The organism is Shewanella alkalitolerans (assembly GCF_019457575.1).
GTDB lineage: Bacteria > Pseudomonadota > Gammaproteobacteria > Enterobacterales > Shewanellaceae > Shewanella > Shewanella loihica.
In genome coordinates this window covers 3476755-3496394 of sequence record NZ_CP080422.1, presented here as the reverse complement: position 1 = coordinate 3496394, position 19640 = coordinate 3476755, and the positions used below count along the sequence as shown (strand labels likewise).

Below are 19640 nucleotides of genomic sequence, written 5' to 3'. Positions count from 1 at the left end.
AACTACTCTGCTGCCTGAGCGGCGACGGCTTCGGTTTTTTCCAGCGCACGGATTAGAGCCGGGCGTGTCTTCATCCTGTCTCTGAAGGCGGCCAGCTTAGGCGGGATCTGCTGCTCAAATACCGTCGCCCACATCAGGGTATGGGCCAGCATGATATCGGCAACCGTTGGGATATCTCCTAGCAGGAAGTCGCTGTCCGGCAGCCACTGTTCGGCGATGGCGGCGGCCTTGTTGAACTCCCACACGGCTGTGGGCAGTATGGCTGGCAGGCGCTGCTCCTCGGGTAGGGCGAACTTATGCTTGCCCATGGTCCACAGGGGCTGCTCCAGTTCGCAGATGATGTAGCTCATCCACTGGTGGTAATGGGCGGCCCCAGGTGTACCGGGTGTGGGCAGAAATTGTCCCTGACCATATTTTTCTGCCAGGTACTGGCAGATGGCGGCAGATTCGGTGAGCACCAGGTCATCGTCCTTTATGACGGGCACCTTGCCGCAAGGGTTCATGGCCAGAAAGGCCTCGCTGCGGTTGTCGCCCTTGGCAAAGTTGATGAAATGAAATTGCCAGTCGATACCCAGTTCTTCCAAAAGCCAGGAGACGCGCAGGGCGCGGCTTCTTGGGGTTCCATATAGAGTGATCATCCTTTTCCTCGCTTATCTTTAGGTGAGTAATGAGTGTAAATAAAAATGGCATCCATTTGGATGCCATTTTTGTGACAGTGTATGTTTTACCTATCCTAGTAAATAGCTGATCATCCTAGCTCGTTAAAACGTTCGATAACTGTGTTAGGTTTTTTGATTGTCGAATAACTAGTTATCGAAAAATCCTGCCTGGTTCTCAAACGTTTTTCTTACGCTATTTCTGATAGCTTACTTACTGTGATTAGTATTAGAACCTCATGCTCAACTTGGTGTAGAAGTAGCGGCCCATAGGGTTATGGGTGGCAATCACATAGCCGTAGAGGTCTGTGTCGCCGTCGCCGATGGCAAATGGCGGCTCTTCATCCATTACGTTGTTGACGCCGACTGTCCACTTGAAGGTGTCGTTGAAGCGGTATGAACCGGACATGTCCACCAATAGTTGCGACTCGACCATACGTGACTTGTTGACCTCGAAGTCGAGTGAGCCGTCGAAGTCGATATCTGGCGTATCTTCAAACTCGCCGATGTAGCTGAAGTTGATGTTGGCGGCGAAGTCATCCATGGTCCAGTTGGTGGTCAGCAACCAGCGATGTTGCGGGTAGCGGTACTCGCCGGTGTAATCCAGCTTGTCCTTCTCAAACTTGTGCAGGTAGCTGTATTCCAGGCCAAACTTGAGGTCGCCGAAGCGGTCCATCTCCAGGCCGTAGTGGCTGGAAACGTCCACCCCTTGAACCTCTTGCGAGCTTAAGTTGATGAAGCTTGAGTGGATCAGGCTGATTGGGCCCAGAGTTTGCCCCGGCTGCGGCGCCAGACGCTCACATACAGTGCTGTTTTGATCGTTACAGTTGGCCAGGTAGATTTCGCCCAGTGGCTGCTTATCGATCTTGTTGTCTTGGGTGATACTGAAGACATCGAAGCCGATATCAAACTTCTGGCTCGGTGCCCAGATCAGGCCCGCGTTCCAGGTTTCTGACTCTTCGGCGTCCAGTTCTGAGTTACCGGCAAATTCTGTGTTGTAGTCCAGCGCGGTACAGTCGACGTTGTCGGCGGCGCAGCGGTAGGTATCGATGAAGAAGCTACTCTCTCTCGATGGGCCAAGACCTATTTGTGCCAGAGATGGCGCGCGGAAACCGGTAGCCCAAGAGGCGCGAGCGGTCAGCTGATCGCTAATTCCCCACTGGAAGGCAACCTTAGGGTTGGTGGTTGAACCGAAATCACTGTAGTGGTCGTAACGGCCGGCCAGTTGCAGCTCGAAGTTGTCGGTAACTGGGATAGAGAATTCCACATAGGCCGCGTACTGGTCGCGGTCGGCCTGGGCTGACACGGCTTCGGTACCGAAGATCAGGCCACGCTGGAATTGATCATCCGGGACATCGCTCACGTCCTCTTCACGGTACTCGACGCCCGCCGCCATCATGACTTCACGATCCGCCAGGGTAAAGGCCGGACCCGTGATGCTGGCGTCATAAGCGGTCAGGTGTGACACACCCTGACGAACCAGGCTGGTGGTGATGCGATCGATCACATCCTGTGAATTCATGGTGCCGCCAAATGGGTTGTAGTTACCTGCGTCGATTTCGGCTTGCAGGAAGTCGGTGCGCACCCAGCCCTGGGTTCTGTCACCCTTCTGGGTTGATTCGCTGCGGCCTTTCTGAGCCGAGACTTCCCAATCCCATTCATCTATGTTGCCACGTAGACCGGCAACCAGACGTAGGGTGTCAGATTCTATGTCCCAGCGACGGGCGCCGGCATCCACGGTGCGGTAACGACCTATCTCGATATCCTTGCCCCACGGGTTGTTAGGGTGGGTGCCTGGAACCGTCAGCATGGCATCTTCATCCAGCGGAGTCGGCGCGCCGCCTGCCTCAGAGGTGTTGTGCTGGGCCGCGACTTCTAGGAAGGCGGTCATCTCGTCGCTCAGATGATAGTCGAATTGGGCGATTGCCCCCACACGCTCGGCGGCTGGGATGGTGAGGTTGTATGGACCGTAGTCGAACAGACAGCTGCCGCTGGCGGTGGCCGAGTCGGCCGGACAGTCAGGGTCTATGGTCTTTACGCCATCGACATAGAAGTAGCCGGGGAAGCCGCGTGACGAGCGGAAATCTTCACCGCCGTATGGGCTCTGGTTGGCGGTGCCGAAGCGGCCCATCTCACTGGCGGCGAGAGTGCTGTTTTTGAAGTAATCGAGAATGATAGAGGCGCTGCCCTTATCGGACTGCATGCCCCAAAGCATAGAGCCGCTCTGTTCGTCATAGCTGGAGCCAGAGGCTTCGCCGTAGCCCAGGTTGACTTCGATACCTTCGAAGTTTTTACGCAGAATGATGTTGACCACACCGGCGATGGCGTCTGAACCATAGATGGCCGAGGCGCCATCTTTGAGGATATCGATACGCTCGATGGCGGATACCGGAATATTGTTGATGTCGACGAAGGAGTTAGTGATCCCCTCGGCAAATGAGCTGATGGCCACGCGGCGACCGTTGATCAGTACCAGAGTAGCGTCTGGACCCATGCCGCGCAGACTGATAGAGGCCGCGCCGTTGGCGGTGGAATCCTGGCTGTTACCACGGGTCGAGAAGGCGCCCGCGCCGTTGGCTGGCATGCGTTCCAGCAGTTGTTGTAGGTTGTCGAAACCCATGTTGGCGATATCGTCTTTGTTGATCGACTGGATCGGCGATGGGCCTTCGATGTCGGTACGTTTAATACGAGAGCCTGTGACTTCTATGCGCTCGACGCCTTCGTCGGCCGCATAAACATGTGGGGTTAGCGCAATGGTAATGGCGATAGCGCAGGCGCTGGGCCAGTATTGAGGTCTTTTCATGTTCATCCCTTTTGAATCATTATATTTTTAATTCAGTGACTACCACTCAACTACCGCCACCATTTGTTACATTAACGTTACTAAATTAATTCCTTAAGTAACAAAGTCAATAGGGCGAATTGATAACAAATGTAAATAAATAAACCCATGAATTTGATTGATTAATACAAAGGCTCTTGGCATTGTCATAGCTCGGTTCCCGCCAGACCTATGGGGAGATGTAAATAAAATGGAAGAAAAAACACTGCTCGAGGCACGCTTTCATCACAAGCTTGGGCACTATTGGCTGACCTCGGGGGCGGTTGTGCTTGCCGTTTCCGTCGTCGGGATACCGCTCTTGCTGCTCTGGTATCCCATCGGCCTGTGGGCGACTCACAGGTATATCGCCAACATGAGCGCCGAGCTGACCACCAAGAAGCTTATCGTGCGTAAGGGAATACTCACCCGCACCGAAAATACCGTGCCGCTGGATAAGATCACCGACATGGCGATGATCCAGGGACCGCTGATGCGCCTGTTTGGCATCCACAAGTTGACCATAGAGACGGCGGGGCAGTCGGGCAATGGCGCGCTGATCAGCCTTACCGGCGTCGAGGCGGTGGCCGAGTTTCGCGCCGCCGTGATGGCGCAAAAGAGTGCGCTGGCCGAGCAGAGTCAGCCCAGCGAGGCGAAAGTGGACGTGGCCGCCCAGACCCTGGCCTGCCTGCAGAGTATCGACCAGACCCTGAGGCGCATCGAGGCCAAGTTGGCTCAGTTTTAGTTCAAGCTGGCTCAGTCTTAGTTCAAGCAGGCTCAGTTTTAGTTCAAGCTGGCTCAGTCTTAGTTCAAGCAGGCTCGGCCTTAGCATCAGCCGTAGCAGGCTAAAGGCTCGTGCTGACAGAGCCCTGCCTGGGCGAGCATTTTTAGTTTATCTGAAGGAAAATCGAGAGTGGAAAACGTTAGCGTAAATACAACCCAGACTAGCCTCTGGTTGCAGTGCCGCCGCTTGTTAACCGCCACGGGCCCAGGTCTGCTAATGGCGGCCGCGGCAATCGGCGCCTCGCACCTGGTGGCCTCGACCCGGGCCGGCGCCGAGTTTGGCTGGCAGCTGGCCTGGGTGATACTCCTGGTGAATCTGCTCAAGTATCCCTTCTTTGCCGCTGGGGCCCGTTATACGGCGGCAACCGGTGAGAGCCTGCTGCACGGCTATCAGCGTCAGGGACGGGGCTACCTGCTGCTCTTCTCGCTGCTCAACGCCCTGGCGGCGGTGGCTAGCACCGCAGGCGTCGCCATGTTAACCGCCGCGCTGCTGACCCAGTTTATTCCTCTGCCAATCGATCTGCTGGCACTGATCGTCTTGGTCGCCAGCCTACTGCTCTTGGTGCTGGGTCATTACCGGGTGCTGGACAGGGTGACCAAGGTGATCATGCTCTGCCTGACGGTGACCACCCTGAGCGCCGCCGCGCTGGCCTTTAACGCCGAACCTATTCTGGCTCCTGGCTTCGTGTCGCCTTCCCCCTGGCAGTGGGCTCATGTGGGTTTCCTGGTCGCCATGATGGGGTGGATGCCGGCGCCTATCGAGGTGAGCTGCTGGAACTCCCTCTGGCTTTTGGAAAAGCAGAAACAGCAGATGGTGACCCCTAAGCAGGCGCTGTTCGATTTTAATCTGGGCTTCATCACCACTGCGATACTGGCCGTGGTGTTTCTCTCGCTTGGTGCCATGGTTATGCACGGCTCGGGCGTGCACTTCTCGCCTTCCGGGGCCAAGTTTGCCGAGCAGTTGATTCAGCTCTATAGCCAGGTGCTGGGGGAGGGGAGCCGTTACCTGATCGCTCTGGTGGCCCTGCTCTGTATCTTCAGCACCACGGTTACCGTAGTGGATGGCTACAGCCGTACCCTTATCCTGAGTGTGCAGCTACTGCGAAAGGATGAGGTCAGCGAGCGCGGCCTCAACCTGACCATGTTGGCCGTGAGCCTGCTGGGGCTGGGGATCATACTCTTCTTCAAGGGGGCATTGCTGCCGCTGCTGCAGTTTGTGATGACCCTGGCCTTCATGACCACCATCATCTTCGCCTGGCTCAACTATCGCCTGATGACCAGTGACAACCTGGCGCCCGGCGATCGCTACGGCGTGGCCATGCGGCTGCTTTCTTGGATCGGCATGACTTATCTGCTAGGGTTTGCGGCTTTATTTGTCTACTGGAAGTTTATCGGTTAAATAGCCGTTTAGGGGAACAAGGATGAAGATGAGTGTCGTGGCGAGCAGCCTCTGTCTGTTGGGGGCCTTGGCTAGCGGCAGCGTGTCTGCTAGCGAGCCTGTAATAGGTGAAAAGCTTGAGCAAGCTGTTGCTGAGCGGGCTAATTTACCATCTGCGCATGCCTCAGTGAGTAGCGATTCCCTTGCCGAGCTAGGCAGTGTTTTCGATAGCATCATCGCCGCCAACGAGCGGCCTTTCTATGGGGTGATCGCCCTGATGCAGGGCGGCGAGCTGCGCTACGTGAAGGCTAGTGCTTATGGTGAGGCGACTGCGCCGACACTGGATAGCCGGGTCATGTTGGCCTCACAGAGCAAGATGATCTCCGCCGCCCTGGTGATGCAGGCGGTAAGCCAGGGCAAGTTGGCTCTGGAGGATAAGATCAATCCTTATATGGCATCCAACAATCTGCCGACTTATGACGAGCGCATCACTATCGCTCAGCTGCTAAGCCACAGCTCAGGCATAGCGCCTCAGGGCAAGGCGAATCGGTTCGCGCCCGGCAGCGATTTTCAATACTCCAATCTGGGCTTTCAGGTGCTAGCGCAGCTGCTCGAAATCACCTATCAGCAGGACTTTGCCACCCTGGTGAATACTTTTCTGAGCGAGCATGGCGTCGAAGGCATTAAGGCCCAGCTTGGGGCGCAGCAGGGGCTGATTGAAGGAATAGAGATCGCTACCCAAGAGCCGATGGAATATGAGGTGCAGATGAACCTCTTACCGGGCGGCGGCATGACGGGTTCGGCCAAGGGATTACTTACTTATCTCAGGGCGCTCCATGGCGGTAAGCTGCTGAGCGACGAGGCCTATCAGGCGATGATGGCTCCTCAGATACTGCGGCCGCATCGCTGGTCGCAGCTCTATTACGGCTTCGGCGTGCAGGTAAACCAGCAAGGAATAAAGGAGTTTAGCCATTCTGGTTATCTGCCCGGCTATCAATCGTTGAGCCTGAGTTATCCCGAGTCAGACACTTATTTGGTGGTGCTGGAAAACGCCTCCTGGTCGATCGATCAGAGTAATCAAGCCTTCGGCCTGCACGATAAGCTGCGCCGGGCGCTGCGAGAGACTCTGATGGCAGGTCGCAAGCTTGAAAATAATGCCTCGGCGCCGACGCAAAGTCGGTTATAATGTCGTCGCTATGGCAGGCGCACCCGCGCGAGCCAGTAATTTAAGAATTTAAGTCATGATAAATAACGATATTTTACGCCGTCTACGTTTCGTATTCGATTACAAGAATGCCAAGATGATTAAGATCTTCGCCAAGGTCAAACATGAGATGAGCCAGGAAGTCCTGCTCAACATGCTCAAGAAAGAGGCCGAAGAGGGTTATAAGCCCTGTAACGACAAGACCTTGTGCCTGTTTCTGGATGGCTTGATCATCGAAAAACGCGGTCTGCGCGATGGGGCAGAGATCCCCACTCCCGTGTCTCAGTTAAACAACAACCTGATCTTCAAGAAGCTGAGGATTGCCCTTGAGATGCGTGAAGAGGATATCATCGAGACCTTAGCCCTGGCGGACTTCAGAATGACGAGCTCCGAGCTGGGTGCCCTGTTTAGAAAACCCGGCCACAAGCATTTTAAGGAGTGTGGCGACCAAGTGCTGCGTAACTTCTTGATGGGCTTGTCGATCAAGTATCGCGGTAAGTAAATAATATCATTCTCTAAAGACGCGGCCCGGGCCGCGTTTTTTTATGCCTGGGGTTAGGCTCAAGCCATGGCTGTTTAAAACAACCGGGGTGTGAAAATAATCAAAAAAATGATCGCGCGAAAGGCAACAAAGATCACACTTTGTGGTAATCTTGCCAAAATTGAACGCACAGCCATTCCAACATACCCACAGATAGAGAAAAGGTTACCAATGGACGATAATAAACGCCCGCTATATCTTCCTTTTGCCGGCCCTGCCATTCTTGAAGCCCCCTTGATCAACAAGGGAAGTGCCTTCACCGAAGAGGAGCGTATCTTCTTTAACCTAGAGGGCCTGCTGCCTCACGTGATCGAGACCATCGAAGAGCAGGCATCGCGCGCCTATGATCAGTACAAGAACTTCGGCAACGATCTCGACCGTCATATCTATCTGCGTAACATTCAGGATACCAACGAGACCCTGTACTACCGTCTGCTGCAGAACCACATTACCGAGATGATGCCCATCATCTACACGCCGACGGTTGGCCTGGCTTGTGAGCGTTTCTCGAAAAACTATCGTCGTAACCGCGGCCTGTTTATCTCCTATCCCAACAAGGATCGCATCGACGACATCCTGAATAACTCGACCCGTCAGAAGGTGAAGATCATCGTTGTTACCGATGGTGAGCGTATCTTGGGTCTGGGTGACCAGGGGATCGGCGGCATGGGTATCCCTATCGGTAAGCTGTCGCTCTATACCAGCTGTGGCGGTATCAGCCCGGCCTATACCTTGCCTATCACCTTAGACGTGGGTACAGATAACCCGCATCTGCTGGAAGATCCTATGTATATGGGCTGGCGTAATCAGCGTATCGGCGGCGAAGAGTATGCCGAATTTGTCGAGGCCTTCATGGAGGCGGTACATAGACGCTGGCCGGATGCTTTGATCCAGTTTGAAGATTTCGCTCAGAAGAACGCCATGCCGCTGCTTGAGCGTTACAAGGACAGATACTGCTGCTTTAACGACGACATTCAGGGCACCGCGGCGGTGACCGTAGGCTCCTTGCTGGCGGCCTGTCAGGCGGCGGACAGTAAGCTGAGTCAGCAGCGCATCGCCTTCTTAGGCGCCGGCAGTGCTGGTTGTGGTATTGCCGAGGCGATCATCGCCCAGATGGTCTCTGAAGGGATCAGCGACGAGCAGGCACGCCAGCAGGTGTTCATGGTAGACCGCTGGGGACTGCTGCAAGACAACATGCCTAACCTGTTGCCTTTCCAGCAGAATCTGGCGCAGCAGGTGGCCAAGGTTGAGGGCTGGAACACAGAGAGTGAGAACATCTCGCTATTGGATGTGATGCACAATGGTAAGCCGACCGTGTTGATCGGTGTATCTGGCGCGCCGGGTCTGTTCAGCGAAGAGATCATCAAGGCGATGCACACTCACTGTGAACGCCCGATCATCTTCCCGCTGTCTAACCCGACTAGCCGCGTCGAGGCGACGCCGAAAGATATTCTGCACTGGACCAAGGGTCAGGCGCTGGTGGCAACCGGCAGCCCGTTCGAGCCTGTGGTGATCGAGGAGCAGACCTATGAGATCGCTCAGTGTAACAACAGCTATATCTTCCCTGGTATTGGTCTGGGCGTGCTGGCCTCTGGTGCTAAGCGCGTCAGCAACGAGATGCTGATGGCCTCGAGCCGAGCCCTGGCCGAGTGCTCGCCCCTGGCGAAGGACGGCGAGGGATCTTTGCTGCCGGCACTGGAAGATATTCACTCTGTCAGTAAGCATATCGCCTTCGCGGTGGGCAAGGTTGCCATCGAGCAGGGCCATGCGCTGCCAGCCAGCGACGAGCTGCTGATGCAGGCGATCGAAGATAACTTCTGGACGGCGGAATATCGCCGTTATAAGCGCACCTCTTTCTAACCTCTTTGGCTTAGCCGTTTGCGCGTTAAAAAAGCCGCCTCAGGGCGGCTTTTTTGTGTCTTATGCAAGATGAAATTTTGCTTTGGATCACAAAGCGTTACTTAAGCTTATGATCCTGTCGGCACTTCTTTCATCGCGATGGCTTTTTTAAGTTTGGCTTAATCTTGGCTGGTAATGCTCGCCGGATAGCTTGCTGCGCCTTGGATCTTGCCCGCTTTGGCCATACCAGGCGGCAAGCCTTTGAATGTAAACTTTTTAGTTGTTTGACTTGCCAAAACCAGGAGCCCGAGATGAAAACATTGATCACCCTAGCCGCCGGCCTGCTATTTGCTGGCGCCGCCGTCGCCATGGATTGTAAAGATTGCCATGAGCCTATCGACCTGACCATGCATACTGAGTCAGAGGCCACGTTGGCAAGCTGTAATGATTGTCACGCCATGAAGGATGCCCATGCCCCCGATGCAGAGGTGCATACCCCAGAGCTAACCATCAAAGAGTGCAGTGATTGCCACGGCATGAACTAGTGGTTTTGCCAATTTAAGATGGCATAAAAAAGGGCCCTCAGAGAGGGCCCAAAGACAAGGTCGAACTAAATAGTTGGACGCTTAGTGCAGCTTACGGCGTCCGGCGATTAGACCCAGTAGGCCCAGAGCCAGGAAGCCAAGGCTACCGCCCGAGTCAGAGTCACCGCCCTGATCTGGGGTTTCTGGCGCCGGAGGCGTTGGCTCAACACCGTCTGAGTTCACCGTCAGCATAAAGCTGGTGGACGCGGCGTCAGATGGGTAGGCCATATCGTGTACGGTTACCGTCACCAGAGTCTCACCATACCAGTCGGCATCAGGTGTGATACTGAAGCTGTCACCATCAACAGTTGCCGTGATGTGTTCACCCGATACCATGATGCCGTTGGCTGTGCCTTTAACATCGTTGTAGGTAACTGTAATGCCTTCCAGCGTGGTGTTCTCTTCCATCATCATATCGGCCATAGGCGCAACCGAGATGTTAGTGGCGCTCGCCACATGATGGGTGACAGAGACCAGTTCAGAGTCGGCGTACTGGGTATCAAGGGTAACGCTGTTATCCTTGCCAACTGCCGAGGCTGAGACTCTCGCGGAGAAGGTGAGTGATACAGCCGATTGCTCTGGGCCGCGATAATCGGCGCAGATCACCATACCTTCTTTCACCTTGCTGTCGACGTCACGATAGGCAAAGCCGTCGTTTGAATAGCCATGGATTGGGCCGAAGGTGTGGCGTTCGCCCCAGTAACCATGTAGGCCGATTGAACCCAGGTTAGAGTTAGCCGATTTCAGGGTGCGATAGGCAAAGATGATCTCAGGTGTCTCTTCTTCGAAGCTAATATCTGTGGCCACTATGGTCTCGATATTATATTGCGCATCTGGATCCGGATAGTTGGCACCTACCAGGAAGTTTGCCCATTCTTCGCCACCCACCCACTGGAAGATGTAGTGCTTGTTGGTGACCACACCATAGACGGCATCTTGATACTTTAGGTTATCCCAGTCGAACCAGGCCTCTGGCATTCTCACGTCACCACGCCAGAGTGGGGCGATCAAGGTGTCAGGGAAGTCCTGGAAGAAGTCGTTAAATGGACGATCTTGGTTCCAGAACATAGGCATAGGATCTAACTGCAGATAGCCAAATGGCGAGATACCTAAGACGTCATAGCCATACTCTTCTGGGTTAGCATACAGAGGCACTCGTGGCAGGTCACTGGCGCTTAACGGCAGATAGAGCGGACGGTTCGATCTACCCGAGATCCCCATATGGCCGAAACCGGCGGAAGGAAGATCGTAGAAGGCCTCGTCTTCGCCATAAGGTACCTTACAGCTGGCGTCCGTCTCGTTGGTGGTATAGACATAGTGACGCTTCATCTCACTGGAAGATGGCTGAGTGCTGGTGATGCTGATCAGATTGCCTTCAACGCTTGTGTCTTCGGCATAGGTTCCCAATCCGCCCACTTTTACCGAGTCTGCCAGCAGTACCAGGCCATCGGATAGTTGAGTGTTAAGAGTAAACTCGCGATCACCGCCCAACAAGTTAGGCGCCAGCTTAACGCTGAAGTCTATGATGTCACCTTCTTTTGCAGCGGTTTGCGAGGCTTCAATCTCAGTGTCGCTACCCTTGTGTTGTAGCTTAACACCGAAATCGCCCAGGTTGCTGTCATTGTAGCTGTCGCTGCCGATACTGACCACGCCGTAGTAGACATCGCCTTCTTCTGCGCCGGACAGATCATGGTTAAGTTTCAGTTGGAATGGGGTCATACCGTCGTTAGTGGCAGGGCCGTCAACCGTCATATTGGCTTGACTGTCCTCAGCGACTATACCGAGTCGCAGCTCAAACAGGTCGGCGCTGTTCTCAAAATCTTCCCACTTCTGCTTCCAGTTGGCGGCTATGGCCCAGTAGTGACCAGGCATAGGGTCGTTGATGGCGCAGAAATCGCCGGCATCCGAGTAGGAGTAACAGATGGCTTCATCTGCCCACTGAATGTCGTTATCGCCGTTGATATCCATACCCAGATCCAGAGAGGTATAGGCGATTCGTGGCGCTTTCAACACTTCCCAGACGATACGCTTGGTACCTTCGGGGACATCGAAGAAGACAACCTTGGCACCACCGGCCTCAATCTCTTCACGGGTGAATCCCTGAGCATAGTCTCTCACTTGGGCACTTTGCAGGGCCACATCGTGATTTTCGGCCTTAGAGAGGCCATAAACATGAGAGTTAAGCTGTTGGATCTCTTTGGTATTTAACATAGGTGTCAGGGTGTGACCCTTGTCTCTATGTATGATGCCAGAGACTTGAGATGGCAGATTATCGCCCTTGTACACCACGCCCACAGGCAGGTTTTGTGCAGGCTTGCTGGTGTCTGACGGCGTGATAGACACTAAACCGTTGAGTTGGAGCTGCGATGAATCGGCGCGATAGGCTTCAACCTCTAACACCTTGGCGGTTAGGCTAATGGCCTGGGTTTCGCCCGCCTTCAGCGTGAAGGTCTTAGGTGATACCTCTAGCTCTAGCATCGGGGCGCCATCTATGCTTTCTGGGGTTGCATCGACCGTCCAGGTGCCATCTTCCGTCGCGGTGACGATACGCATCCAGGTACAGGTGCCAGCACACTCGGTATTGAAGAAGTATGGCAGGTTCAGGGTGTGAATATTGCCACCATTTCTTGGGTTGGCCGCGCGGTAGTTGTCGGCGGTTTCATCCAGCAATAGTGTCGCGTTGTTGGCGCGTGACACATTGATCACCCCGCTACCCGCGTCAGTCAGATTTGCCTTTACAACATCATAAGGATAGCCGTCGCGAGAGCGGGTCACGCCGTCGATTGAAGCTGTGGTCATCAGCGCCGATTGGATCTGCGCCGGTGTCCAGTCCGGATGCGCTTGAGTTAGCAGTGCCATGGCACCGGCAACGTGTGGGGCTGCCATAGAGGTACCACTGATGGCCGCATAGTCGGCGGGCATTGCCAGCGCGCTAAAAGGCATCTCATCGGCCCAGGCGGCAAATACGCTTACACCAGGGGCGGCCAGGTTAGGTGACATTACGTCCGGCACTTGAAGGTTAGGGCCGCGAGAAGAGAAGTCTGCCACATAATCGCTGGTGCCTTGCTTGGTCACGACTTCTGATGCGGCAATGGTGATCTCATGGTTGCTGCCCGAGGCGAGCCACTGGCTGAGACCGAAATAGCCATTGTCCCAACCGCCATAGTAGGCTTGATAATCGATGTTGATGCCAGGGATGGCATAAGGATCGTTATGGGTTGGATCTGAGTACTCAGGGTTCCAAAGAACGAAACCGCCTGCACCACCTGCTTGCACGTTGGTGGCCTTCTCGACGCGAGGGATCTCGCCGCGCTTACAGACGACGATTGGCGCCGTGGCATATGGATTGCCTTCTGGGTCGGCATCGAAGAAACCAGCCGGGAAGGGCTCGTTACACATCTCATACTCGCTGCCGTAGGCCTTAGCCTCGACAATTGGACCTGTGTAGGCATCGGTGATCCCCGAGCCAACCAGATCGCTTAATGGCTGATCGCCGCCCGTGGCATTGGTCAGCATCTTACCCTCGACGGCTATCTCGCGGCCGTGTGTGGTCGCTGCGACAGAGGTGAGCCAAGGTGATAGATGGTCGATCGCGCCGCGCGCCTGAATGCCATATTCTGGCATATAGGAGTTACCGGCAGAGGCCGACACTGAGATGCCCGCTTCACGGGCGGCCAGGAAGCCCAGCTCCATAGGATCGTCCCACGGGAAAGAGCCGTAGGTCTTACCGATAGAATAGTTGATCACATCCACGCCATCGGCAATGGCATCATCGATAGCCGCGAGCAGGGCCGAGCCCAAGCAACCACCAAAACTCTCGCCATAGCTGCCATCACCAGGGTAACAGACTTGATACATGATGACGTTGGCGCGCGGTGCTACACCCGAGATGCGTGGGAATTTCAGGCCTGTCGGCACACCGTCTCCGACTTCACCCGGCAGCGGTACTACATGGTCTACGTCTAGCAGTACGTTACCAGCGGCAGTCGATGAGGTATGTGAGCCGTGACCGTTGTAGTCCTCACCGTTTTGTGGGCGCTTAGGCTCTTCAATCTGCCAACTTGGGATACCTGGCTGGAAGGCTGGGTCTAGGTAGGTATCTGTGATCTCCTTGTAAGATCGCACCCCGATCAGCTTGTCGTTACACATGCTGGCAAATTCAGCCTTCTCACAGTCACCCAGATAGTGGCTGTAACGCGCAGGCATCTGATGCACATAGCCATCACCGGCGACGGCAGCAAATGAAGCATGGTCTGTGTTGATCCCCGTATCCAACACACCGACCACTATGCCTTCACCCATATACTTGTCATCGGCCGTGGTGCCTGTCCAGATACCGTCGGCACCTATGTGCTGTGGCCCGACATCTGTGTGTAGCTGATAGGTCTGTTCCAGCGTGACGTTACGTACACCTGGTAGCGCCGCAACGCGCGCCGCCTGATCTTGGGTCATGCGCATCGCCAAACCGTTGAAGGCGAGTTGGTAGCGCTTCTTAACATCCAGCTTACCGCCAACCGAGCTGGCCATCTGGGCTAAGGCTTCGTCTTGCTTAATGGTGAGATAGTCGCTGTAGCGCTTGACCGCGCGGCTATTCATGTCGACCTTGTTGTGACTGCGCGCATTGAGCATCACGGGCACCGTGCTCATGGTCGGTGAGGTGGCCGCCAGGCTAGGGAGGTCGCCGCGATAGAGTGAAACCGGCTTATCGCTGAGCTCGACAATATAGGTCTGCTCGCCTGTGATGCCCGCTTCGAATTTGAAAGGCACCTTATTATCTTTACTGGTCGCGATGGCGCGGTGTACGTTTTTGGTCGAGACCGCGCGTGTGTTTTGTTGATTGTCGGCCTGGGTACCATTACGGCGTTTACCGTTATACAGGTCTTCGTTGTATTGGATGATGGCATCGGTAATTTCGATGGCGCGCATCTCGTGGTTATTAGCATTGCTCGAAGCGGCTGCACCGCCGACGCCAGCGGCATAGATGGCCGCCATCGTCATGAGACTAACTTTCTTCAGTTTCATGGGTTGTTCCCTTTTCTTTTTATAGGTAACGCCGAGGCGTCGATGTAAAAGTAAGGCACTCGTACGGCTATCGATTGTTAATGAGTTGGTGATAAAGACGCCAATGCGTAAAAGCTATAGGGCTATAGCTGTCATGCATTCATGGTTAAGCAGTTGGTAATATTGCTAAGAGGTGAGGAAACACGTTGGCTGAAGCTTTTGTTGTTCTAGGCTCGTCTTGCTGGCGATAAATCCTGTTTTATGTGAATTTGTTGAACAATAACACTGATGATGGCGGTGTTGGTTGTAGATTAATCATGTGGCTACTTTTAGCGCGCTTGTAGCATTTGGTCGCATTCCGATACAAATTGTTAAAACTTTGTTTCTTGGTGATTGGGGCGATTTTCAGTCTGGATGGCGTCGACTGAAATTTAACATAATAGATTGATATTATTTATTTTAATGTCATTTTGTTACCTCACGGCTTCGCTACCTCTTGCTCGCTTTGTGCGAGAAACATCGCCTGGTGTCGGGTGCCTGCTATGTCTTTATGAAGTGGTAAATGATAGATATGTTATCTCGCATGACGCTGGTTTCGTGCGTAGATATTTTACCTGATTATCTGGCTGACTTATGGGCTAACCGATGGAACTAAGGCACCTACGACACTTTATTGCGCTGGCGAGGCTAAAGAGTTTTAGCAAGGCTGCCAATGAGCTGCATTTGGCTCAACCCTCTCTATCGCGCAGCATCCAGAAGATGGAGGAGCGTCTGGGGGCCAGCCTGTTGGCCAGAGATGAGAAGCAGTTCGCCCTGACCGAATATGGTCAGATGGTGTTAGCCCAAGGCGAGCAGATTGTCAGTCAGCTCGAATATCTTGAGTCTGAGATCAAGAGTCGCCAGGGCATAGCGCAGAAGCGCCTGGTTATCGGCGCCAGCCCCATCCCACTTAACAGCATCATAGGCCCGGCATTGGGGGGCTTTATTCGTGATAATCCCCAGGTGTTGATTGAGCTGAAAGTGGAGAGCTGGAGCCGCCTCTATAAGATGTTGCTCAAGGGGCAGCTGGATCTGTTTATTGCCGAGACCAATGCCACCTTGCTTGATCAGCGCGATAATATCGAGACATGCCGTCTACCCCAGTCAAATGCGATTTTTTGTTGTCGCCGAGATCATCCGCTGGCGCGGCTCGAACGTGTCTATCTGCCGAGCCTGAGGGATTATCCCCTCGGGGTGCCAAGGGCCTTTCCCGATCGCCTGAGAGAGCAGTTTGATGATCTGTTTGATGAAGATCGTCACGACTACGCCGGTTTATTGAAATATGATCAGTTTCAGCCGATCAAGGCGTCGCTGCAAGGATGTGACCTTGTGGTCTTGACGCCGGACATCTCGGTGCAGGCCGAACTCGCCTCGGGTGACTTGGTGGCGCTAGAGGTGGTGGGTATGCCAGATATTCGCGCCAACTTTAGTGTGGTCTCGATGAAGAATCGTCGTCTCAGCCTGGGGGCCGAGCAATTTGTGCAGGCCTTGTTTGCGGATCATTTGAATAGGGTGAGTGGGTTTTAATGGCCAACCCAGATAGGGTTGGCCTTGGCCGTTGAGCCTAGTTTGACTTGAGATTGATATCGCCGCTGATGGTGTTGATCAAAATATCGGCGCTGCCTTTGCCCATCTGGAACTGCAGCGAGCTGCCAGGACCATATTTAGGTCGTTTCGGTTTATCCTGGGTCAGGCGATTGTCGATGTCACCACTTGGGCCGCCGTCGATGGCGAAGGTGGCATCCAGGTTCGCCGGTAGGCTGAAGCTGATATCGCCGCTGACACTGTCCAGGCTGGCCTTGGTGGCCAGGGCGGAAACCGACAGGTTGAGGTCGCCGCTGACGCTCTGCGCCTTGAGTCGGTCCACTTTATCTAAAGTCACCTTGGCATCTCCCGATACCAGCTCAATGGAAACCTGGTCGGCGCCGCTGTCGGCCTCGAGCTTACCGCTGACCAAGGTGTAGCTGACTTTGCCGAGACTCTGTTGATCTTTGATGTTGCCCGATACTGTCTCCAGCTTGAGCTTGCCTTCAAGCCCCTGGCTGACAATGTTGCCCGAGACGGTATTGATGGCCACCTGCTCGGTGAGATCTTTGGCCTTAATGTTACCGCTGACGGTCTGCACATTGATGTCACCGGCGAGCTTACTCACTCTGTAGTTGGCCGATACCCCTTCGCCGTTGAGCTTGAGCTTTGCCGGCACCTTGATGGTCAGGCGTGAGCCCTCCTTGTTGTTACCCGAGTAGTGGCGGGGCAGTTTATCTTCGATAGAGATGGTGCCGGACTTTTGCTCTACCGTGAGGCCTTCGCTCAGCTCATCCAGGGTGCCCGTGATGGAGATGGCGTCCTGATCCCAGGAGAGGATCTCGACTTCGCCGCGCTGCACCTCCAGGTTCAGACGCAGGTCACCTTCGACTTCGATGCGTTTATCCACGCTCTGAGCCGCCAGCACAGATTGGCTTAATAAGATAAAAGGCAATGCCAGGGCGGTAGTTTTTAGTTGTATTTTCATATCATCTCTCCTGTGGTATCTCGATCGACAGGGAGTTTCTGCCCCTGTTTGATTAATTCAATCTCGCGTTGCTGGGTCCATAGCCAAAGCTGCCACAGCTGTTTGTCAGTCGGGTTGAGCTTGAGCGCCTCATAGATCTCCTTGGCGGCGGTTCTTAGCTGTTCTATCCCTTGCTCGACCGGCTGGCTGTATGGGCTGCTGCGCCAATCGACTCGCTTGGTCAGGCTTAGCGCGTCGACGCTCGCCGTATGCTGGGCCTGAATGGCGGCCAGAGTCTGAATGAGGGCCTCGTTCTCGGCATCTGGCATTGTTGGCCCAAGGCTCAATTTGCCGATCAGCAGCGCCAGCAACAGGGTGCTGGCGATTGCCATGGGGCGCCAGTAGCTACGGGGGCTATCCTTGGGCGCATCGAGGCGAAGTTCGACCCCTTGCCAGAGATCCCGCTCTGGTGTCATCTCCCGCGGCGTCTCTTCGAGGAGACGCTTGAGCGTATCTGCCTTGTCGACCATTAGATCATCTCCTGCAGTAGTTTCTTGGCCCTGTGGTACTGCGCCTTACTGGTGCCGGGGGCAATATTGAGGCGCTTGGCGATCTCGTCATGCTGATATCCCTCCAGGGCGTAGAGGACGAAGACGATACGGGCGCGCTCCGGCAGACGCAGCAGCAACTTGTCCACCCCCTGATAGTCGAAGTCGATGGCGGCTGCATGGGTCTCTTCGCTCGACATAAACCTGGCCCAGAAGCTCTTATGCTTCTTGATACAGCTCAGGGCCTGATTCACCGTCAGGCTGTGGAGCCAGGTGGTAAATTGGCTCTTGCCATCGAACAGGGGCAGCTTCTGCCACAGGCGCACAAAGGTTTCCTGGGTGGCTTCTTCTGCCAGCTCGGTCTGGCCGGCCAGACGAAAACAGAGGGCGTAGACGCGTCTGTGATGCTGATCGTAGAGTTGTCGAAATGCCGTCTTATCTCCCTGCTTGGCGCGCTGCACCAATACGGCATCGAGGAGCTGATGAGCATCATCTGGACTCGTGAGTGCGCTCAAATCTGTCTTCCCTGTGAGTGAACAATACCTATTAGACATAGGCAGTGATTGAAATGGTTTAAAGCGAAATGAAAAAAAGTGTTGGCTTAAGGTATATCAGCGAAGATCGAATGCCAACCAAGTGGGAAAAGTCGCATTTGAAGAGGTAGAAACATTCGAGGCTATGGTGAAGCAGCCTATGAAGAAACCGTCATTGAAGGAGCGAATGTCGAAGGAGGCAACGGTTAAAAGGGGCTAAGAAAACAGGGCGGCTTAGCTGTACTAGCATAGCCGCCCCATGATTTCATCTTATAGGCGCTAGGCCTGCTTTTCGTATACCAGCTGGGCACCCACCAAGTCCGCAAGGGCGGTGCCGACGGATTTAAACAGGGTAATGCCTTGCTCGTCTTGGCGACCTGGTATGTCACCGCGGCAGAGGTCTGCCAATTCGCCCTTGACCTGGGATAGCTCAAACACGCCTTCCGACACAGGGATCAGCAGCTCGCCGGCCTCGGCGAAGACATTGACCTTGGCATCCACATAAACCTCGGCCTTGACGACCAGCTCGCTGTCGCATTCGCGTCTGTCATGGTTGTGGTTGCCCACCAAGTCCACATGGGTGCCGGGCGCGACCCAGGCGGAATCGAAGAGTGGCGCTGGCGCCCCGGTGGCGCAGCTGATGATGTCGGCCGCGGCAACGGCCTTTTGCAGATCCTCACAGGCCTTCACCTCTATCTGCGGCGCGGCGGCCTGGATAGCGCTGATGGTCTTATCAACTTTATCCGGCGAGCGGCCCCATACGGTTATGGTGTCCAGCTGCCTCACGCTGGCATGCGCCAGTGCCATAAAAGTCGCCAGCCGTCCTGTACCAAACAGCAGCAGATGTTTGGCATCAGACCGCGACAGATACTGGCTCGCCAGCGCCGAGATTGCGGCCGTGCGCCAGTAGGTGACGCTGGTGCCATCGACCAGGGCCTGGGGCTCACCAGTTTCGCGGTTAAAGATCAAAATCTTGGAGTAGAGGCTCTCAAGTTCGGGAGACTTCTTGGGATTGCCGGGAAAATAGGTGAAGGCCTTCACCGCTATGGTCTTCTGGTTCCAGGCCGGCAATACGGCAAAGGCATCGCTGTGGCTACTGTCGTCTAACGGAAAGACTTGGCGCTGGGGCATTCCGGCGGGCTGGGAAAAGGTGTCTCTTAGGGCGGCGGTGAGACTGGGGAAGTCCAGTGCCTGGTGCACCGCTTCGGCATCGATAACTTGCATA

General features: G+C 54.7%; 14 protein-coding genes. 7 read left to right on the top strand and 7 right to left on the bottom strand.

Annotated elements, in window-relative coordinates:
• Window positions 1-2: 2 nt before the first annotated feature.
• Both K0J45_RS15280 and K0J45_RS15275 read right to left on the bottom strand, forming a co-directional pair.
• The gene (locus K0J45_RS15280; protein WP_220043162.1) at window positions 3-638 is read right to left on the bottom strand and encodes a glutathione S-transferase family protein; all 636 of its coding nucleotides are present in this window, start codon (window positions 636-638) and stop codon (window positions 3-5) included.
• A 247-nt stretch (window positions 639-885) separates the two neighbouring features.
• Window positions 886-3459 (bottom strand): TonB-dependent receptor, encoded by a 2574-nt coding sequence (locus tag K0J45_RS15275; protein ID WP_220043161.1) that lies wholly within the window; start codon window positions 3457-3459, stop codon window positions 886-888.
• Between the two features lie 229 nt (window positions 3460-3688).
• On the opposite strand from K0J45_RS15275, the gene K0J45_RS15270 reads away from it, so the two are divergent.
• The 6 genes from K0J45_RS15270 (at window position 3689) to K0J45_RS15245 (ending at window position 9764) form a co-directional block, all read left to right on the top strand.
• A complete protein-coding gene (locus tag K0J45_RS15270) occupies window positions 3689-4219 on the top strand; it encodes a PH domain-containing protein (protein WP_220043160.1) in 531 nt (176 codons plus the stop codon).
• A 210-nt stretch (window positions 4220-4429) separates the two neighbouring features.
• On the top strand, window positions 4430-5656 hold the full coding sequence (locus K0J45_RS15265) for an Nramp family divalent metal transporter (protein WP_258406841.1): 1227 nt from the start codon (window positions 4430-4432) through the stop codon (window positions 5654-5656).
• A 22-nt stretch (window positions 5657-5678) separates the two neighbouring features.
• A complete protein-coding gene (locus K0J45_RS15260) occupies window positions 5679-6821 on the top strand; it encodes a serine hydrolase domain-containing protein (protein ID WP_220043158.1) in 1143 nt (380 codons plus the stop codon).
• Window positions 6822-6876: 55 nt separating this feature from the next.
• Window positions 6877-7341 carry a YehS family protein gene (locus K0J45_RS15255; RefSeq protein ID WP_160798478.1) on the top strand — a complete coding sequence of 155 codons (465 nt, stop codon included), beginning with the start codon at window positions 6877-6879 and terminating at the stop codon, window positions 7339-7341.
• A 210-nt stretch (window positions 7342-7551) separates the two neighbouring features.
• Window positions 7552-9240 carry an NAD-dependent malic enzyme gene (locus tag K0J45_RS15250; RefSeq protein WP_011866759.1) on the top strand — a complete coding sequence of 563 codons (1689 nt, stop codon included), beginning with the start codon at window positions 7552-7554 and terminating at the stop codon, window positions 9238-9240.
• Between the two features lie 290 nt (window positions 9241-9530).
• Window positions 9531-9764 carry a hypothetical protein gene (locus K0J45_RS15245; protein ID WP_220043157.1) on the top strand — a complete coding sequence of 78 codons (234 nt, stop codon included), beginning with the start codon at window positions 9531-9533 and terminating at the stop codon, window positions 9762-9764.
• Between the two features lie 81 nt (window positions 9765-9845).
• Here K0J45_RS15245 and K0J45_RS15240 read toward each other — a convergent pair whose 3' ends face one another.
• Window positions 9846-14825: a S8 family serine peptidase gene (locus K0J45_RS15240; protein ID WP_220043156.1), complete on the bottom strand. Its 4980-nt coding sequence runs from the start codon at window positions 14823-14825 to the stop codon at window positions 9846-9848.
• A gap of 624 nt (window positions 14826-15449) precedes the next feature.
• Between K0J45_RS15240 and K0J45_RS15235 the strand changes: the two genes are divergently transcribed.
• Window positions 15450-16370: a LysR family transcriptional regulator gene (locus K0J45_RS15235; protein ID WP_220043155.1), complete on the top strand. Its 921-nt coding sequence runs from the start codon at window positions 15450-15452 to the stop codon at window positions 16368-16370.
• A gap of 37 nt (window positions 16371-16407) precedes the next feature.
• On the opposite strand, the gene K0J45_RS15230 is transcribed toward K0J45_RS15235, so the two are convergent.
• The 4 genes from K0J45_RS15230 to lhpI form a co-directional block, all read right to left on the bottom strand.
• Complete coding sequence (locus K0J45_RS15230; protein ID WP_220043154.1) at window positions 16408-17355, bottom strand: DUF4097 family beta strand repeat-containing protein; 948 nt, start codon at window positions 17353-17355, stop codon at window positions 16408-16410.
• Window positions 17352-17864 (bottom strand): hypothetical protein, encoded by a 513-nt coding sequence (locus K0J45_RS15225; protein WP_220043153.1) that lies wholly within the window; start codon window positions 17862-17864, stop codon window positions 17352-17354. Before K0J45_RS15225 ends, K0J45_RS15230 begins: the two co-directional genes overlap by 4 nt.
• On the bottom strand, window positions 17864-18436 hold the full coding sequence (locus tag K0J45_RS15220; RefSeq protein ID WP_434086901.1) for an RNA polymerase sigma factor: 573 nt from the start codon (window positions 18434-18436) through the stop codon (window positions 17864-17866). The genes K0J45_RS15225 and K0J45_RS15220 overlap by 1 nt, the downstream gene beginning before the upstream one ends.
• 258 nt (window positions 18437-18694) lie before the next feature.
• Window positions 18695-19639 carry a bifunctional Delta(1)-pyrroline-2-carboxylate/Delta(1)-piperideine-2-carboxylate reductase gene (lhpI, locus tag K0J45_RS15215; RefSeq protein WP_220043151.1) on the bottom strand — a complete coding sequence of 315 codons (945 nt, stop codon included), beginning with the start codon at window positions 19637-19639 and terminating at the stop codon, window positions 18695-18697.
• Window position 19640 lies beyond the last annotated feature (1 nt).

What these genes read in the sequence shown, in the direction of transcription:
- K0J45_RS15280 (WP_220043162.1), bottom strand. Translation starts at nt 638, where the DNA reads ATGATCACTCTATATGGAACCCCAAGAAGCCGCGCCCTGCGCGTCTCC.
- K0J45_RS15275 (WP_220043161.1), bottom strand. Translation starts at nt 3,459, where the DNA reads ATGAAAAGACCTCAATACTGGCCCAGCGCCTGCGCTATCGCCATTACC.
- K0J45_RS15270 (WP_220043160.1), top strand. Translation starts at nt 3,689, where the DNA reads ATGGAAGAAAAAACACTGCTCGAGGCACGCTTTCATCACAAGCTTGGG.
- K0J45_RS15260 (WP_220043158.1), top strand. Translation starts at nt 5,679, where the DNA reads ATGAAGATGAGTGTCGTGGCGAGCAGCCTCTGTCTGTTGGGGGCCTTG.
- K0J45_RS15255 (WP_160798478.1), top strand. Translation starts at nt 6,877, where the DNA reads ATGATAAATAACGATATTTTACGCCGTCTACGTTTCGTATTCGATTAC.
- K0J45_RS15250 (WP_011866759.1), top strand. Translation starts at nt 7,552, where the DNA reads ATGGACGATAATAAACGCCCGCTATATCTTCCTTTTGCCGGCCCTGCC.
- K0J45_RS15245 (WP_220043157.1), top strand. Translation starts at nt 9,531, where the DNA reads ATGAAAACATTGATCACCCTAGCCGCCGGCCTGCTATTTGCTGGCGCC.
- K0J45_RS15240 (WP_220043156.1), bottom strand. Translation starts at nt 14,825, where the DNA reads ATGAAACTGAAGAAAGTTAGTCTCATGACGATGGCGGCCATCTATGCC.
- K0J45_RS15235 (WP_220043155.1), top strand. Translation starts at nt 15,450, where the DNA reads ATGGAACTAAGGCACCTACGACACTTTATTGCGCTGGCGAGGCTAAAG.
- K0J45_RS15230 (WP_220043154.1), bottom strand. Translation starts at nt 17,355, where the DNA reads ATGAAAATACAACTAAAAACTACCGCCCTGGCATTGCCTTTTATCTTA.
- K0J45_RS15225 (WP_220043153.1), bottom strand. Translation starts at nt 17,864, where the DNA reads ATGGTCGACAAGGCAGATACGCTCAAGCGTCTCCTCGAAGAGACGCCG.
- K0J45_RS15220 (WP_434086901.1), bottom strand. Translation starts at nt 18,436, where the DNA reads ATGTCTAATAGGTATTGTTCACTCACAGGGAAGACAGATTTGAGCGCA.
- lhpI (WP_220043151.1), bottom strand. Translation starts at nt 19,639, where the DNA reads ATGCAAGTTATCGATGCCGAAGCGGTGCACCAGGCACTGGACTTCCCC.